A 12,660-nucleotide genomic window follows, 5' to 3' on the forward strand; every position below is an offset into this window, starting at 1 on the left:
ACTTTGCGACCTTCATCCCTGCATGTAAATTCACAAAAATGAACTCTCGCTATTCATATGTGAATACCCATGGACTGGAGTGATGTCCGCATCTTTCTGGCAGTCGCTCGCTCGGGTTCGCTGAGTGGTGCGGCACAGCTGTTGGGGATGTCCCAGCCGACGATGGGACGTCGCGTTCGCGCGCTGGAAGACTCGACCGGCCAACGGCTGTTCCAGCGCGGGCGCGACGGGTTTCAACTCACGGATGAAGGCGCGTCCGTGCTCCTGCATGCCGAGCGGATGGAAGAAGAGGCGCTTGCCATCGAGCGACAACTTGCAGGACAGGGCGGCGAGCTCCAAGGCCTTCTTCGGGTCTCGTCCTCGGATTGGTTCGGACTGCATGTCCTCTCGCCCATCGTCGCCCGATTCGTTGCGCTGCATCCGGCGGTGCGCATCGATCTCATCACGGACACGCGCTTCCGCGACCTTGCCCGACGCGAAGCCGAACTGGTGTTTCGCATTCGGCCTTCGGAGAGTCCGGAGGTTGTCCAGCGGCAGCTCATGCACATGACCTATGCCTTGTACGGCCCGGCCGGCATGCCTCCGCCTGCGGTTGGCGACGGCATGGGCACCCGGCTCATCACCCTGGATGCGGCGTTCGAGGACCTTCCGGACGTGCACTGGCTGCGAAGCACGTTTCCGGGCGCCACCTTTGCGCTGGGTAGCAACAACCGCGATGTGCAGGCTCGCACATGCGCGTTGGGAGCGGGCTTTGCCGTGTTGCCGACGCTGCTGGGTGACGAGTTTCCCGGTATCGAAAGACACGACGTGCAACCGCCACCTCCGGGTAGGGACGTGTGGTTCGCCTATCACCAGGACCTGCGTGGACTGGCACGGCTGCGAGCGTTCCTGGACCTGGTGATCGAAAGCATCGGCGAGGGCACTTCGACGTCGGGCAGCGACTCGCGCACGCTCTAAGTCATCGGAGAGAGGACTTCAAGGGGTGTGCTCATCGCGCTTTCTGGTACCGCGCCGACCGGCGGTGCGCGCCAAATTCTGCTTCAGGCGAAACTGCGTGATCCGCTCGATCAGCTTGAAAGGAATCGGCTCGTCCAGCGGAAATCGCAGATTGCCCTTTTCCCCCGCGTAGGGCGAGACGGCCTTTTCGAGGCGTGCGTCGCCCTTGACTGGCGGATAGATGCCGATGTGCTTCTTGAAGGCCGCGAAGTACACGATGATTCCGTTCAGCCTGAATGCCGGCATCCGGTAGCTGATGACTTCCTCTGCACCGGGCGCCGCGTTCCGCACCGTCTGCCGGATCTTCTGAAGAATCGCTTGCACGTCTGGCGGAAATCCGGAGATGTACGCATCGATCGTGGCGGGCGCTTCCTTCCGGTTCGCCATCTCGACTTGATTGGCCTCGTCTTCCAGCATGCGCGTGTCCTTCACGGAGAAGCGACTTCGACCCGCCCGCTGCGCGCCGCCGCGGCGAAAGCCTCATGGTCGCGCTCGGTCTGCTCCGCATAGGCGCTCGCGTACCGCACCAGCGCGTCGTCGAAGGACTCCGACTTGCCGAGATAGCCGGCGATCATGGCTGCATCGCCCGACTTGGCGTGTGCCAGCGCCAGGGCCCAGCCGCAGATCCCGCAGTATTCGGAGAACGCGGAAGGCGAGGTCTGGCCCATTTCCAGTTCGATGCCGCCCTTCATGTCGCGCAACTGGCGAACGTAGAAATCGGTTCCGTCGAGGTGACCCCAGCCCAGGAAGATGTCGGGCGAGCCCTGGATGAGCCGCTGCCCCACCACCACGCGCTGCCCTTCGTTCAGGGGCCCGCCGTTCGATCCGGGCCAGGGCACGTAGGGCGACAGCACCGAGGGCTGCGCCTCCTTGATCTGCAGGAAGAGCGGGTCGTCCTCGTCCCTGCCCTGCATCAGCACCACGTAGCAACGCGTGCCGACGCTGCCCACCCCAACCACCTTCTGGGCCACATCGAGCACCGTGTAGCGCGACAGCAGATAGCGGCGCTCCGGCGCGAGGGAATCGAGGTAGGCAGCGAGGAAGTGCCCCAGCGCATCGTCCACCGGCCTGCCAGCAGAGGTGTGGGTCACGCGCACGATGAAAGGGTGCTGCTCGACGATCCGGTGCTTGTCGTCCACCAGGTCGGTCAACTTGTCGAGCACCTGCAGGTGGTTGCGCTTGCGTGCCTTGTCGAGCAGGTTGGAGGCGCCATCGCGCAACCAGTAGGGCAGCGCCTCCAGCAATCGCGCGCTGTGGATGGTGTCGTACCAGCTTTCGAGAAGGCCCATTCCGGCGTAGCGCCGCATGCGCTGCCGGTAGCACGTTGCCGCGGAGCGCACCGCGGCTTCGCGCGCCTCCCGATCGCCGCCCAGGTGCCTGGAGGCGAGGTACGCGCTGGCCGCGAGCCGCTTCATGTCCCACTCCCACGGGCCGGGCTGGGTCTCGTCGAAATCGTTGATCGCGAAGACGAGCTGCCGCTCGGCCGACGCGAACACGCCGAAGTTGGCGACGTGCATGTCGCCGCAGGCCTGCACGCGCAGCCCCGTCGTCGGGCTGGGCGCGAGGTCGGCGGCCATCACCGCGGCCGAGCCCCGAAGGAACGCGAACGGCGACTGCAGCATGCGGGCGTGTCGGACCGGTACCAGTTGCGGCAGGCGCGTCCGGGCCTGGGCGAGCAGGATGCCCACCGGGTCGACACCGGAGGGGCGCTCGAACGCGCCATGGCTCGTGCGGGAGACGCGGTCGCGCAGGGCCTTGCCGGCGGCCATGCGCTCTTCGACAGTGGATTTCCGCGCGGTGAACGTGTTCGACAGGTCCTGTGCCCGCGCGGCGTCCTCGTGTTCCGCCTCGGGCTTCTTCGTGCGTGCCATGAATGCTCCGGTTTCCTTGCCGGCCTTCATTCTGGGTTGCATTCGACGCCAGGGAAAGGCGGCGGAATTGCGCGGGCTCAGCGGGTTCAGCTGACGGACGGGGCGGTCGCCAGCGTGCGGCAGCGGACGTCGTGGATGGCGGTGAAAGGCACGCCCACGCCGGTGATCAATGCGCGGCTTGCTGGCGCCACTCGCGCGGCGAGCAACCGAACCGTTCGCGAAAGGCGCGGCTGAAATGCGCCGCGTCGCTGAACCCCCGGCTGTAGGCAACGTCGCCGACCGTGCGGCCGGCCACGCGCGGGTCGAGCAGGTCGCGGCTGCAGGCCTCGAGCCGCCGCTCCCAGATGTATTGCGATGGCGTCAGCGGCTCGGTCTTGAACACGCGATGGACCTGGCTCACCGACATCCCGAGTTCCGCGGCGAGCGTGCCCACGGACAGCGAAGGATCGTCCAGCCGCGCCTCGACGCGCCGCTTGATCCGCGCAAGATGAAAGGTTGTCAGGTTGCTCAGCGCCGGCGAGCGCGCGGCCGGCAGCGTCTGCAGGCCGGCCACGAGGATGCTCAGCACGCCGTTCGCGACCGCGAGCGCCGATGCGGGCTGCAGCGCGTCGATGTCCTCGCGCAGCGTGCGGATCATGCCGAGCAGCAGATGGCCGGCGCCCTCGCGCCCGGACACCGTGGTGGCGGTCAGCGTCTGTGTTTTGCGCAGCTCGCTGCGCAGGCGTTCACCGGGCAGCTTGAGCACGATCTGCTCGAAGGCATCGTCGAACAGCAACTGGTAGGGCCGCGTGCTGTCGTAGAGCGCGAAATCGCCCACCGACAGTACGGCGTCGCGTCCGTCCTGCCGGACCACGCCCCGCCCCCGGGCCTGGATGCTGACCAGGAAGTAATCGTCGGACGAGCGCGCAATGTGGCTGGGCGTCCGGATGACTTTCTGCGGCCCCGAGGTGACCACCGACACGTCGAGGCTGGGCAGCGTGTGCTGCTGGATGCTGCCGTCGAAATCGCCCGTGCGGCCCGTCTGCACCGGATCGCATCCGAGCTGCACGTAGACATTGCAGATCATGTCCGTCCAGTAGGCGAGCCGCTGCTCGCGCGGAACGAAGTCAGTGCTGAGCACTTGGGCCATGCGGATCCTCTGGAGGTGCGGTTGCGCGGCTTGCAACGCTGGATCAAGAACGCCGCGAAATCCGGACAAGGCGCTTTCAGGCGGCGAACTTACGCTTCAAGCAACCCGCGTGCCACCGCGCTAACCCGAAGGAGTTCAACATGCCCAGCAAGTCACATCCCCGCCTGCGCGTCGCCGCCGTGCAGGCCGCGCCCGTCTTTCTCGACCTCGACGGCACCATCGACAAGACCATCGACCTCATGGCGCAGGCCGCCGGCCAGGGCGTGCAGCTGATCGCCTTTCCGGAAACGTGGGTGCCCGGCTATCCCTGGTGGATCTGGCTGGATTCACCGGCGTGGGGCATGCAGTACGTGCAGCGCTACCACGACAACTCGCTGGTCGTCGGCTCGGCGGAGTTCGATCGCATTCGCGACGCCGCCCGCAAGCACAGGATCTGGGTCTCGCTCGGCTACAGCGAAAAGGCCGCCGGGAGCCTCTACATCGCGCAGGCGCTGATCGACGACCAGGGCAACACGCTGCAGACACGGCGCAAGCTCAAGCCGACGCACGTCGAACGCACCGTCTTCGGCGAAGGCGATGGCTCCGACCTCAGCGTGATCGAGACGGCCATCGGCAACGTCGGCTCTTTGTCGTGCTGGGAGCACCTGCAGCCGCTCAGCAAGTACGCGATGTACTCGCAGAACGAGCAGATCCATTGCGGCGCCTGGCCGAGCTTCTCGCTCTATCGTGGCGCGGCCTATGCCCTCGGTGCGGAGGTCAACAACGCCGCGAGCCAGGTGTATGCCGCCGAAGGCCAATGCTTCGTGATCGCGCCGTGCGCCACTGTGTCCAAGGCCATGCACGAGATGCTGTGCACCGATCCGGGCAAGCAGCAGATGCTGCTCGCGGGCGGTGGCTTTGCGCGGATCTACGGGCCGGACGGGTCGCCGCTCGGAACCAATCTGCCGGAGGGCCAGGAAGGGCTGGTCGTCGCTGACATCGATCTGGGGATGATTTCACTCGCCAAGGCGGCGGGCGATCCGGCGGGGCACTACGCGCGGCCGGATGTCACGCGGCTGTGGCTGAACAAGACACGGCGGGAGCCGGTGGTGGTGCACGGGCAGGCGGATGTGGTATCCGCCAGCGTCGATGCCGCAGCGCCGGCCGATACGGCTGCGGGCGTTCGCGAGACAGTCGTGGCCTGAACTACCGATCAGCGCGCCACGACGAATGGATGCACCAGGATCTCGGCGTCCGGAAAAGACGCCACCAGCTTGAGTTCGCCGCCGAGCGCTCTGACGTATTCGCGAAGTGTGCTGACGTACATGTCGTCGCGACGCTCCAGCTTGGAGACCGCTGCTTGCTCGACGCTCATGGCCTTGGCCACCTCCACCTGCGTCACGTGCCGCGACTTGCGCAGTTCCCGCAACTGCATTTCGAGCAGCATGGCCTCGGCACGAGCCGCCGCGCGCGCTTGCGCCTCTGACGACATCCTGGCGCGCAGTTCGCCGAATTTCCTAGCCATCGATGAGCCCTTCCTTTCTCAACACCTCGACGTGTACGTCGTAGAGCTTGTCCGCGACCGGCACGTGCTCGTGGTACCAGCGATCGTTGCCTGTCTTGTCGCCACCGATCAACAGAATGGCGCATCGACGCGGATCGAACGCATAGAGGATCCGATACGGTCTTCCTTCATGCTGTATCCGCAACTCCCTCATGTGGGCGTGCCTGGATCCGCCTATCCCTGATGTGTGAGGGAAACCGAGGTTGGGACCCCGCTCCTCCAGAAGTCGCACAGACGCGTCGATGGATTCCTGTTCCGCTTCTGAAAGTTCGACCCACCATTTGCCGAGTTCATCGGTGTACTCAATCTCCCATTGAGCCAAAATTATTCCCCCTGAATAATATTCCGTCAAGTGCATATTCTTGCACCTTGCGACGCTCGCTTGCTCCAAGCTCCTGGAGGGCAGTCAAGCTCGGATTTACTTGGCTCCTTCTCGCACGATCGCCTGGCGCAGCGCCTCCGGGATCTCCACGGCCCGATGGCTCTCGAGCGAGGTTGTGACAAGCACCTGCTGCATGCGCATGCGCGTTTCGCCCTGATGGTCGAAGCAGTGCAGGCTGAGAGTCAGGGAGCGCGTGCCCAGTCGCTCGACAGTGAGCCCGAGGATCACCCGGTCGCCCATCCGGCTCACTGCGCGGAAGTCGGCCTCCAGCCGCACGGTCGGCAGGCCGATGCGCTGTTCGGCGATGAGCTTGTGATAGCCGATACCGAGATCCTCGTTCACCCAGTCTTCGACCAGGCCGTTGAACATGACGAAGTACTGCGGGTAGAAGACGATGCCCGCGGGATCGCAGTCGGAGAAGCGGATCAGCCGCTCGCGGCGGAATTCTTTCGCCTGTGGCTCGCTCACGGCGTCTCCTCCGCCGGCGGCTCGCTGCGCATGACATGCACGCGGAGCTGGCCGAGCTGGCTGTGCAACTGTCGCACGGTCTTCATGTCGAGCCCGGAGAACATTTCCATGATCCATTGCTCGTGCTCCTTGGCCATCGCCTCGAAGCAGCGGCGGCCCTTGGCCGTCAGGCTCACGATCCACGCTCGGCGATCGTCGGGGCTCGGCGCCCGCGTCACCACGCCTTCGCGCTCCAGCTCGTCGGTGAGGCCGGTGACGTTGCCACCGGTCACCATCAGGTAGCGCGACAGCACGCGCATCTTGAGACCGTCGCGGTAGCGGTAGAGCTGCGCCATGTAGTCGAAGCGCGCCAGCGTGATGCCGAATCGCTCGCGCAGACGCTTGCGGATCTCCGCCTCGATCTGCGTCGTGCTCGCCAGCATGCGCAGCCAGAGCTTGAGGACCGCATGGTCGTCATGGCCGGCACGGGCCTCGTGGCCGAGTTCCTCGGCGTCGCTCAGCACCGCGTGCGAAGGGTCGTTGCCGATGTCCGTCATGTGACTTCTCCCCCCGAGACCGAGATCGACTGGCCGTTCATCGAAGCGGCCCCCTCGCCGCACAGCCAGCGCACCGCGTCAGCCACCTCGGACGGCTGCACGATGCGCTTCTGCGGATTGACGACGGCGAATTCCGCCAGCGCATCGGCGTCGCTGCGCCCCGTCTTGCCGACCACGTTGGCCACGCTGTTGCGGAGGATGTCGGTGTCGGTGTAGCCCGGGCACACTGCATTGACGGTGATGCCCTTGCGCGCCACTTCGAGCGCCAGCGAGCGCGTGAGGCCGATCACGCCATGCTTCGCCGCCGTGTAGGCCGCCACGTAGGCGTAGCCCTTCTGGCCCGCGGTGCTCGCGACGTTGACGATGCGGCCCCATCCCAGTTCCAGCATGTCGGGCAAGGCTGCCTGCGCGCACAAAAAGCTGCCGGTGAGGTTGACCGCGAGCATGCGCTGCCAGAGCTCCACCGAGGTCTTCAGGAAAGGCGCGCTCTCCGCCTGGCCCGCGTTGTTGACCAGGATCGAGACCGGGCCCGAGGCCGCGCGTGCGCCTTCGAAGGCCGCACGCACCGATTCGGCGTCGCTCACATCGGCGACGACCACCCCGTGGCCGGTGCCGGCCAGTTCGTCCTGCACGCGCTGCAGGGCCGCGCGGTCGCGGCCGAGCAAGCTGACCTTCGCGCCCTCAGCGGCCAGGGTCCGCGCGATCTCGGCGCCGATGCCGCGTGCGGCGCCCGTGACGACGGCATGCCGCCCGTTCAATGCTTGTCTCATGGTTCTGGAATTGGTTGACAACTAAATAATTTTATCCGCGTGAATCTGACGGGCCGTGTCGGACTTCACCGCATCAGCCGTCCCCCGTTGAGGTCGAGCGTCGTACCCGTCGTGTAGGCACCGGCGTCCGATGCGAGGTAGACCACGGCAGCGGCCACCTCCTGCGCCTCGCCGAAGCGTCCGAGCGGGATGCCCGCCTTCACCGTGCGCTGACGGTCCTCGTCCATTGCATCGAGCACCGGGCTGCGGATCGCGGCCGGTGCGATCGCATTCACCGTGACGCCGTGCGGTGCGAGTTCCTGCGCGAAGGACCGCGTGACCGCGAGGATGGCCGCCTTCGACGCGGCATAGTGGACTCCCGTCGCCGCGCTGGCCTGTTGCCCGGCGATCGACGACAGGTTGATGATCCGCCCGCTCTTCCGGTCGCGCATGTGGCGTCCGGCGATGCGGCAGCCGAAGAAACTGCCGCGCAGGTTCACCGCCATGACCTGGTCCCATTCGTCGGCCGGGATCTCCCAGAGCGAAGTCGACGGCGTCAGGGCCGCGTTGGTCACCATCACGTCGACGGCGCCGAAGCGCTGCATGGCCGCGTCAAAGCACGATGCAAAGGCTGCTTCGTCACGCACGTCGAGTTGCATGGCGATGCAGTCGTGACCGGCGGACCGAAGCGACGCTGCGACGGCCTCGACGGCCGCGCCATCGATATCGGCCAGCGCCACGCGCGCACCGGCCTCGGCCAGTCCGCGCCCGATGGCCGCGCCCAGGCCCTGCCCCGCGCCCGTCACGAAGGCCGTTCGTCCGGACAGCGTGAACATGGCTAGCCTTTCGCCGTGCGGCCCGCGGGGCCGCGATCCCAAGTTGCGGACGTCACGCCGCGCTCGCGCAGCTTGTATTTCTGCACCTTGCCGTTCTCGGTGCGCGGCAGGTCGACAAGCACGTCGAGGTAGCGCGGCACCGCGAAGTAAGGCAGGCGCGCCTCGCAGAACCGCGTGAGTTCGTCCGGCTCGATGCGACGATCGGGCCGGGCCACGAGCGCGGCCATCACCTCGTCTTCGGCCAGTTCGGAGCGCACCGGGTAGACCGCGCACGAAGCCACGCACGGATGGCTCAGCAGCACCTGCTCGACCTCGAAAGACGAGATGTTCTCGCCGCGACGCCGGATCGCATCCTTGATCCGGTCGATGAAGCGGAAAGCCCCATCCGAATCCCGCACCACGCGATCGCCGGTGTGGAACCAGAGATTGCGCCAGGCCTCGACGGTCTTTTCCGGCATGTTGAAGTAGCCGCTCGCGAAGGCGTAGGGCTCGTCCGCGCGAAGCAGCAGTTCGCCGGCCTCGCCGGGCGGGAGTTCGAGGTCGTCCTCGTCCGCGACACGCGCGTCGAAGCCGGGCCGCAGCCAGCCCATCACACCACCGCGCGGCGAATCGGGTGCGGTGGCAATGGCGAAGTTGGTCTCGGTGGAGCCATAGCCTTCGAGCAGGCGCACGCCGGTGCGCTCCATGAAGGCCTGGCCCGCCGCCGCGGGAACACCGGGGCCGAGGCCGATGCGCACGCGGTGATCGCGCTCGCCCGGCCCCTCGGGCTGCGCCAGCAGGATCGGCACCATGGCGCCGAGCAGGTAGACGACCGTCGCGCCGCTCGCACGCATCGAAGGCCAGAAGCCCGATGCCGAGAAGCGCGACTCGAACACGACTTCGCATCCGGTGACCGCGGCCTGCGCGAAGGTGTTGAGTGCGTTGATGTGGAAAAGCGGCAGCGTGGTGCACAGCACATCGTCGGCGCCGACGCCGAGCACTTCCGCGCTGTTCACGCCCCACCAGAAATACTGCGCGTGCGGGCAGATCACGCCCTTGGCCGGCCCGGTGGTGCCCGAGGTGTAGAGGATTGCGAGCGCTTCGCCGGGCTGCACCGTGGCGGGCGGGATCGCCGCACTGCCGGCCGGATACGGCGTCGAGCGCAGGCCTTCGGGCACTCGCCAGACCGACGCATCCTGCGCTTCGCCGACGATCCAGACTTCACGCAGTTGGGTGCGACTGAAGTCGGCGGTCTGCAATCGATCCAGGAATGCGGCCTCGATCACCAGCAGTTTCGCCTCGCTGTTGGCGAGGAAGTATTCGATCTGCGGGCCCATCGACGCGGTGTTGATCGGCACCACCGCCGCACCGAGCCAGCCTGCACCGAAGAACACCTCGAGAAACTCGATGCGATTGCCGCACATCAGGGCAACCCGGTCGCCGCGTTCGACACCTGCCTGCGCCAGCGCCGCGGCGCGCACGCCCGCCGCCTCGGCCGCATCGCCATGCGACCACGCGCGCCCCGCGATCCGAAGCAGCGGACGCCCCGCGAACAGCGCAGCCTGGCGCTGGAGCAGTGCGGGCAGTGTGCGCTGCGCGGGCGGGATCGCGCGGGCTTCAGTCGTCATCGTGGGTGCCTCCGCCGAGGTAGGTGGCCTGGACGCGCGGATCGCTGGCGAGGTCCTGCGATGCGCCGGACAAGGCGATCTCGCCCGTCTCCAGCACGTAGCCATGGTCCGAACTTTCGAGCGCGGCGCGGGCGTTCTGCTCGACGAGCAGGATCGACACGCCGTCTTCGCGCAGCTTGCGAACGATGGTGAGGATGTCGCGCACGATCAGCGGCGCGAGCCCCAGGCTCGGCTCGTCGAGCATCAGCAGCCGGGGCGCGGACATCAGCGCGCGTCCGACGGCGAGCATCTGGCGCTCGCCGCCGGAGAGCGTGTCGGCACGCTGCGCCCGGCGTTCGGCCAGGCGGGGAAAGCGGTCGTAGACGGATTGCAGGCGGCGCTTCAATGCATCGCTGCGCAGGCGGCGCGAGAATGCGCCGAGTTGCAGGTTGTCGAGCACGCTGAGCTCGCCGAAGAGTTCGCGCTTCTCGGGGACGAGGCACAGGCCGCGCTCCACACGGGCCTCGACGTCGAGGCCGTGCAGATCCTCGCCCTCGAAGCGCAGGACGCCCTTGCACGGCAGCAGCCCCATCGCAGCAGCCAGCAAGGTGGTCTTGCCAGCGCCGTTCGGGCCGATCACCGAGATGATCTGGCCATGCTCCAGGTTGAGGGTGACGCCGCGCACGGCGTCGACCTGCCCATAGGAGACGTGCAGATCGCCGATCTCCAACATGGCGGTCATACAACACTCCCAAGGTACGCAGCCTGCACGCGCTCATCCGCACGCACAGCCGAAGGCACGCCCTCGACGAGCTTCGAACCGAAGTTCATCACCACCAGCCGATCCACCAGTTTCATCACGAAGTCCATGTCATGTTCGACGATGAGGATGGTCACGCCCTCCTCCCGCAGTTTGCGCAGCAGGTCGCCGAGCGCCATCTTTTCCTTGCGGCGCAGCCCGGCGGCGGGTTCGTCCAGCACCAGCAGCACCGGGTCGGCGGCCAGCGCGCGGGCGATTTCCAGGATGCGTTGCGTGCCGAGCGGCAGGCTGCCCGCCAGCTCGTGGGCACGGTCGCCGAGGCCGATGCGGTCGAGCTGGCGCTGCGCCTCCTGGAGGATCTGGCGCTCCTCCGTGCGGTCCAGCCGCAGGCCGGCCTTGAGCACGCCGGTCGTGGTCCGCGAATGCGCGCCGAGCGCCACGTTGTCGAGCAGGCTCATGTGCGGCCGCAGCTTCACGTGCTGGAAGGTGCGCGCCAGGCCCAGCCGCGCGACCTTGCGCTGCGGCAGGCCGGCGATGTCCTGCCCGAGAAAGCGCACCTGGCCCGCCGTCATCGGCAACGTGCAGGTCAGCAGGTTAAACATGGTCGACTTGCCGGCGCCATTCGGCCCGATCAGGCCGATGATCTCGCCGGCCTTCACGTCGAAACTCACGTCGTTGACTGCGACCAGTCCGCCGAAGCGCTTCACTGCGCCCGTCACCGACAGGATCGGCGACCCGCGGTCCGGCAGCGTGCGATGCGGCAGCTGTTCCACCGGCGTCGAAGGCTCGCGCGATGGCGGTGCCGCGAAGCGACCGCGCGTCCAGCGCCGCACGAAGCCCATCAGGCCGCCGCGCGCAAAGTGCAGCAGCAGGATGAAGATCGTCGCGAACGCCACGGCCTCGAGCTGGCCGGCGCGCTGCGTCAGCATTGGCAGCACGTCCTGCAGGCCATTCTTGAGGATCAGCACCAGGGCCGAGCCGACCAGTGCGCCCGCGAGTTGGCCGAGCCCGCCGGCCACCGCCATCAGCAGGTATTCGATGCTCGCGCGCACGTCGAAGGGCGACGGGCTCACGAAGCGGTTCATGTGCGCATAGAGCCAGCCCGCCAGGCCGGCGAACAGCGCGGCCGTGACGAAGAGCGACAGCCGCACGCGGTAGGCGTCCTCGCCCACGCTGGCGAGCAGCGTCGCGCCACCGCGCAAGCTGCGGATGGCACGCCCCGGTCGCGATTCGAGCAGGTTGCGGCTGAACAGGAAGGCCAGGCCGACCAGTACCCAGATCAGGTAGTAGATCGCGCGCGGGTCGGCAAGCGACCACCCGCCGATCGTCAGTGCCGGGATGTTGGAAAGACCTGTGTGCCGGCCCAGTGCGTCGACATTGCCGAAAAGCATCGCGATCGACAGCCCCCAAGCGATGGTGCTGAGCGGCAGGAAGTGCCCACCCAGGCGCAGCGTCAGCATGCCGATGGCGAGCGCCGACACCCCGGTCAGCAGCAAGGCGAACAACAGCCCGAGCCACGGCGACAGGCCCTGCGTCGTGGTGAGCCACGCCGTCGCATAAGCGGCGATGCCGACGAAGGCCGCCTGCCCGAAGGAGGTGGCGCCGCCGATGCCGGTGAGCAGGACCAGTCCGAGCGCGACCAGCGCGCCGATGCCGATGTCGTTGAGCAGCGAGACGGTGAAGTTGCCGGCCAGCGCCGGCGCGATGGCCAGCGCCAGCACGACGAGGCCGATCCAGAGCTTGCGTTGGACGAGCGGGCTCATCGAATAACCTCCGTGCTTAGGCACTGCGGTGCGAGCCACTT

The 12,660-nt window shown here is 67.1% G+C and carries 14 protein-coding genes; 2 read left to right on the forward strand and 12 right to left on the reverse strand.

What is annotated here, in order from left to right; genetic code table 11:
• Window positions 1–69 precede the first annotated feature (69 nt).
• Complete coding sequence (locus ACSFBL_RS10630) at window positions 70–957, forward strand: LysR family transcriptional regulator (protein WP_435515726.1); 888 nt, start codon at window positions 70–72, stop codon at window positions 955–957.
• An 18-nt stretch (window positions 958–975) separates the two neighbouring features.
• On the opposite strand, the gene ACSFBL_RS10635 is transcribed toward ACSFBL_RS10630, so the two are convergent.
• The 3 genes from ACSFBL_RS10635 to ACSFBL_RS10645 form a co-directional block, all read right to left on the reverse strand.
• The gene (locus ACSFBL_RS10635) at window positions 976–1,413 is read right to left on the reverse strand and encodes an iron chaperone (RefSeq protein ID WP_435515727.1); all 438 of its coding nucleotides are present in this window, start codon (window positions 1,411–1,413) and stop codon (window positions 976–978) included.
• Window positions 1,414–1,424: 11 nt separating this feature from the next.
• Window positions 1,425–2,867: a DUF2252 domain-containing protein gene (locus tag ACSFBL_RS10640; protein ID WP_435515728.1), complete on the reverse strand. Its 1,443-nt coding sequence runs from the start codon at window positions 2,865–2,867 to the stop codon at window positions 1,425–1,427.
• A gap of 166 nt (window positions 2,868–3,033) precedes the next feature.
• Entirely contained in the window at window positions 3,034–3,996 is a 963-nt protein-coding gene (locus ACSFBL_RS10645; protein WP_435515729.1) for an AraC-like ligand-binding domain-containing protein, read from the reverse strand.
• A 140-nt stretch (window positions 3,997–4,136) separates the two neighbouring features.
• Here ACSFBL_RS10645 and ACSFBL_RS10650 point away from each other — a divergent pair, with 140 nt between their 5' ends.
• Window positions 4,137–5,180, forward strand: coding sequence for a carbon-nitrogen hydrolase family protein (locus ACSFBL_RS10650; RefSeq protein ID WP_435515730.1), 1,044 nt, complete (start codon window positions 4,137–4,139; stop codon window positions 5,178–5,180).
• Between the two features lie 8 nt (window positions 5,181–5,188).
• Here the strand turns inward: ACSFBL_RS10650 and ACSFBL_RS10655 are convergent, their stop codons facing one another.
• The 9 genes from ACSFBL_RS10655 to ACSFBL_RS10695 form a co-directional block, all read right to left on the reverse strand.
• Complete coding sequence (locus tag ACSFBL_RS10655; RefSeq protein ID WP_435515731.1) at window positions 5,189–5,500, reverse strand: helix-turn-helix domain-containing protein; 312 nt, start codon at window positions 5,498–5,500, stop codon at window positions 5,189–5,191.
• Window positions 5,493–5,891 (reverse strand): type II toxin-antitoxin system RelE/ParE family toxin, encoded by a 399-nt coding sequence (locus ACSFBL_RS10660; RefSeq protein WP_435515732.1) that lies wholly within the window; start codon window positions 5,889–5,891, stop codon window positions 5,493–5,495. The genes ACSFBL_RS10655 and ACSFBL_RS10660 overlap by 8 nt, the downstream gene beginning before the upstream one ends.
• Window positions 5,892–5,957: 66 nt before the next feature.
• Window positions 5,958–6,389 (reverse strand): acyl-CoA thioesterase, encoded by a 432-nt coding sequence (locus ACSFBL_RS10665; RefSeq protein WP_435515733.1) that lies wholly within the window; start codon window positions 6,387–6,389, stop codon window positions 5,958–5,960.
• The gene (locus ACSFBL_RS10670; RefSeq protein ID WP_435515734.1) at window positions 6,386–6,925 is read right to left on the reverse strand and encodes a MarR family winged helix-turn-helix transcriptional regulator; all 540 of its coding nucleotides are present in this window, start codon (window positions 6,923–6,925) and stop codon (window positions 6,386–6,388) included. The genes ACSFBL_RS10665 and ACSFBL_RS10670 overlap by 4 nt, the downstream gene beginning before the upstream one ends.
• Entirely contained in the window at window positions 6,922–7,695 is a 774-nt protein-coding gene (locus ACSFBL_RS10675; RefSeq protein ID WP_435515735.1) for an SDR family NAD(P)-dependent oxidoreductase, read from the reverse strand. Before ACSFBL_RS10675 ends, ACSFBL_RS10670 begins: the two co-directional genes overlap by 4 nt.
• 65 nt (window positions 7,696–7,760) lie before the next feature.
• Window positions 7,761–8,510 (reverse strand): SDR family NAD(P)-dependent oxidoreductase, encoded by a 750-nt coding sequence (locus ACSFBL_RS10680; protein ID WP_435515736.1) that lies wholly within the window; start codon window positions 8,508–8,510, stop codon window positions 7,761–7,763.
• A 2-nt stretch (window positions 8,511–8,512) separates the two neighbouring features.
• A complete protein-coding gene (locus ACSFBL_RS10685) occupies window positions 8,513–10,117 on the reverse strand; it encodes an ATP-dependent acyl-CoA ligase (protein WP_435515737.1) in 1,605 nt (534 codons plus the stop codon).
• A complete protein-coding gene (locus tag ACSFBL_RS10690; protein WP_435515738.1) occupies window positions 10,107–10,838 on the reverse strand; it encodes an ABC transporter ATP-binding protein in 732 nt (243 codons plus the stop codon). Before ACSFBL_RS10690 ends, ACSFBL_RS10685 begins: the two co-directional genes overlap by 11 nt.
• Window positions 10,835–12,619, reverse strand: a complete 1,785-nt coding sequence (locus ACSFBL_RS10695; protein WP_435515739.1) for a branched-chain amino acid ABC transporter ATP-binding protein/permease — start codon at window positions 12,617–12,619, stop codon at window positions 10,835–10,837. Before ACSFBL_RS10695 ends, ACSFBL_RS10690 begins: the two co-directional genes overlap by 4 nt.
• Window positions 12,620–12,660: the final 41 nt, after the last annotated feature.

It is taken from the genome of Variovorax glacialis, assembly GCF_051216375.1.
Classification (GTDB): Bacteria; Pseudomonadota; Gammaproteobacteria; order Burkholderiales; family Burkholderiaceae_C; genus Variovorax.